At 62.7% G+C, this 3,216-nt stretch carries 5 protein-coding genes; 3 read left to right on the forward strand and 2 right to left on the reverse strand.

The genetic code is table 11. The features are described from left to right. On the reverse strand, positions 1-114 hold a 114-nt coding region (locus HX846_RS39880), incomplete at its 3' end, for a LysR family transcriptional regulator (RefSeq protein ID WP_178966867.1). Positions 115-222: 108 nt separating this feature from the next. On the opposite strand from HX846_RS39880, the gene HX846_RS31165 reads away from it, so the two are divergent. After that, positions 223-972, forward strand: a complete 750-nt coding sequence (locus HX846_RS31165; RefSeq protein WP_087693650.1) for a sulfite exporter TauE/SafE family protein — start codon at positions 223-225, stop codon at positions 970-972. Here HX846_RS31165 and HX846_RS31170 read toward each other — a convergent pair. Continuing rightward, positions 962-1,843, reverse strand: a complete 882-nt coding sequence (locus HX846_RS31170; protein ID WP_023659060.1) for a LysR family transcriptional regulator — start codon at positions 1,841-1,843, stop codon at positions 962-964. The genes HX846_RS31165 and HX846_RS31170 overlap by 11 nt on opposite strands. Positions 1,844-1,913: 70 nt before the next feature. Here HX846_RS31170 and HX846_RS31175 point away from each other — a divergent pair, with 70 nt between their 5' ends. Next, complete coding sequence (locus HX846_RS31175; RefSeq protein WP_003218685.1) at positions 1,914-2,120, forward strand: DUF1127 domain-containing protein; 207 nt, start codon at positions 1,914-1,916, stop codon at positions 2,118-2,120. Between the two features lie 45 nt (positions 2,121-2,165). Next, a partial coding sequence (locus HX846_RS31180) for a winged helix-turn-helix domain-containing protein (RefSeq protein WP_178966866.1) occupies positions 2,166-3,216 on the forward strand: 1,051 nt, incomplete at its 3' end.

Consider the following 3,216-nt stretch of genomic DNA (forward strand, 5'->3'; position numbering starts at 1 on the left):
CCGCGCCACGGCCGAGGGCGTGAGCGGGTGACGGCGCGCGGCTGCGGAAAAGCTGCCGGCTTCCAGTACGTCGAGAAACAGGCTCAGTTGATCGGTCAATGTATTGGGGTTCATCAGCGTCTGCTTGTGCGAGATTGGCACAGCCATTGTGCGTTGCTGTGCGTTTCCGCACCAGAGCGGACTGCGTAGCATGCAAGGCCTGGGAACAGCAGGAGCGAGCGGGTGGCAGATTTAGCGTTGTATTTAATGCTGGGCGTAGCGTTGGGCACGGTCGGTGGCTTGTTCGGCATCGGCGGCGGGCTGATTGCCATTCCCGTGCTGGGGGTATTTTTCGGCCTCGACCAGCAGATCGCCCAAGGCACGGCCCTGGTGATGGTGGTGCCGAATGTGATGCTGGCGTTGTGGCGTTATCACCAGCGCAACCGGATTGAATTGCGTCATGCACTGCCGTTGGGCGTGATGGGTTTTTCCTTCGCCTGGCTGGGCTCGATCTGGGCGGTGGGGATCGATGCTGACGTGATGCGGGTGGGTTTTATCGCGTTTCTGCTGGTATTGGCGTCCTACAACCTGCTGCGAATGTTTACCCACAATGCACCGCCGTCAGCGCAGATGCGTTATTCCTGGCCGTGGCTTGGGGTGTTGGGCGCGGCGTCGGGCTCCATGGGTGGCTTGTTCGGGGTGGGCGGTGCAGTGGTTGCCACGCCGGTGCTGACCAGCATCTTCGGCACCAGCCAGGTGGTGGCCCAAGGGCTGTCGCTGGCCCTGGCGCTGCCGAGCACCAGCGTGACCCTGGTGACCTACGCCTGGCACCACGAAGTGGACTGGCTGATCGGCGTGCCTTTGGCCGTCGGCGGTTTGCTCAGTATCAGTTGGGGCGTGAAAGTCGCCCACGCCATGCCGGAGCGCATGTTACGCGGGCTGTTCTGCGGGTTCCTGGCGGTGTGTGCGGTGATGCTGACGTTTAAAGTTTGAAGCCTTCGAGGATGTATTCGGCGAGGCATTCGGTAATCGGCGAGGTGGTGCGCGGGTTGCGCAACAGCCGCAGGTTGACCGACGGCAGCGGCGGAAAACCGTCCGCTGTGCCCAATATGCGCAGGTCTTCGGTCACCAGGCTTTCCATATTGATCGTGACGGCCAGGCCGGCACCCACCACTGCGAGGATCGCGGCCCCGTTGGAGCTGTGATACGCCAGTCGGTACTCCTGCCCCTGGGCGTCCAGCGCGGCGCGTGCCCACTGCGTGCAAAAACTGTCGAGGCCGGAAATGGCCAGGGGCAGGGCGCTGTGCTCATCCATGCAGAAGCAGGGCGCCGCCACCCACACCATGCGTTCATGGCGCAGCAGTTCGCCGATTTCATTTCCCGGTTCGCGGCTGATAACGGTCAGGTCGAGGTCCCGGCGCTGCATCAGCACCGGCGACGACTCACAGTGCATTTCAATCTGGATCAGCGGGTAAGCCTTGGAGAAGCGCTTGAGAATCCCCGGCAAGTAGCGCATCACGTAATCGTCCGGGGTGCCGATGCGCACCAACCCGACCATGTGCGGCTCGCGCAACGTGTTGAACACCTCGCTGTGCAGCTTCAGGATCCGGCGCGCGTAGCCCAGCAGCACCTGGCCTTCGGGCGTTAACCGCACCTGTCGGCCATCGCGCTCGAACAACTTGCGCTGCAACACATCTTCTTCCAGGCGTTTCATCTGCATGCTCACCGCCGACTGGGTGCGGTTGACCTGCTCGCCGGCGCGGGTAAAGCCCCCTTGATCAGCGATGGCGACGAAGGTGCGCAGCACCTCGGTGTCGATACTCGGGTAGCTGGACAATTGATCAATCTCCGAGATGTATTGCATAAGAAACATTCGTTGGATTGATCATAGCGCCAGGCACAGACTTCAGTCATCCCCACTGGAGGGCGAGATGATGAAAGGTCAAAGAGGCTTTGTACTGATGGCGAAGCGGCCGTTTTCCGGGCTGCTTCAACTGGGTTCCCGGTGGATGGCCGTGCACCGTGAGCGTCAGCTGTTGATGAGCATGAGCGATGAGGCGCTCAAGGACATCGGGCTCAACCGTGGCGATGTCGAGCAGGAAAGCCGCCGGCATTTTTGGGAAGACCCGCTGCGAAAATGACTCGGGATGCCGTAGGGTGGTTCGCGAGCACACAAGGAGATGCCCATGCCCGCAGAACTGTCCTTTTCCCTCAAGCAGGCGCGACGCCTGGCGCTGGCCGCCCAGGGTTTTTCCGGGCGCCAGCCGCCGGCGTTGATCAAGGCGGCGCAGGTCAATCGCCTGGTTGAGCGTTTGGGCGTGTTGCAGATTGATTCGGTAAATGCGGTGGTGCGTTCGCACTACCTGCCGCTGTTTTCCCGTCTGGGGCATTACTCTCCGTTGATTCTAGAACAAGCCGCCTGGAGTTCGGGGCGGCGCCGCTCGCTGTTCGAGTATTGGGGCCATGAGGCGTCGTTGTTGCCAATGGCGCTGTACCCATTGATGGGCTGGCGCATGGAACGGGCGGCCCGGGGGCAGGGGATCTATCAGCAAATGGCGCGTTTTGGTCGCGAGCAGCAGGCCACCATCGCCCGGGTGCTGGGCATCGTCGAACAACAAGGCGCCCTGGGTGCGGGCAGTTTGTCGACCCGCGAGGAGCGCGCCGGCCCGTGGTGGGACTGGAGCGATGAAAAGCATGCGCTGGAATGGTTGTTCGCCGCCGGCCAGGTGACCGTCGCCGGGCGGCGGGGTTTTGAGCGTTTGTATGACCTGCCGGAGCGTGTGATCCCGGCCGACATTCTCCAGCAAGCCCCCTTGGACGAGGCAGAGGCGCAACGCGGTTTGCTGCTGCACAGCGCCACGGCGCTGGGGGTGGGCACTGAAAAAGACCTGCGCGACTACTTCCGTCTGGACCCGGCCGACAGCCGTGGGCGCCTGGCGGAGCTGGTCGAGGATGGGCAATTGATCACCTGCGAGGTCCAGGGCTGGAAACAGCCGGCTTATTGCCTGCCCGAGCCGAAAGTCCCGCGCAAGGTGCCTGCCAGCGCACTGTTATCGCCTTTTGATTCGCTGATCTGGGAGCGCAGCCGTACCGAGCGGTTGTTCGATTTCCGCTATCGGCTGGAGATCTACACGCCCCAGGACAAGCGGGTATATGGCTACTACGTGCTGCCGTTCCTGCACAACGAGCGGATTGCCGCGCGCGTGGATCTGCGGGCGGAGCGGGCGGCCGGACGCC

Origin of the sequence: Pseudomonas sp. K5002 (genome assembly GCF_013386655.1) — a bacterium.
In the GTDB taxonomy this organism is placed as follows: domain Bacteria; phylum Pseudomonadota; class Gammaproteobacteria; order Pseudomonadales; family Pseudomonadaceae; genus Aquipseudomonas.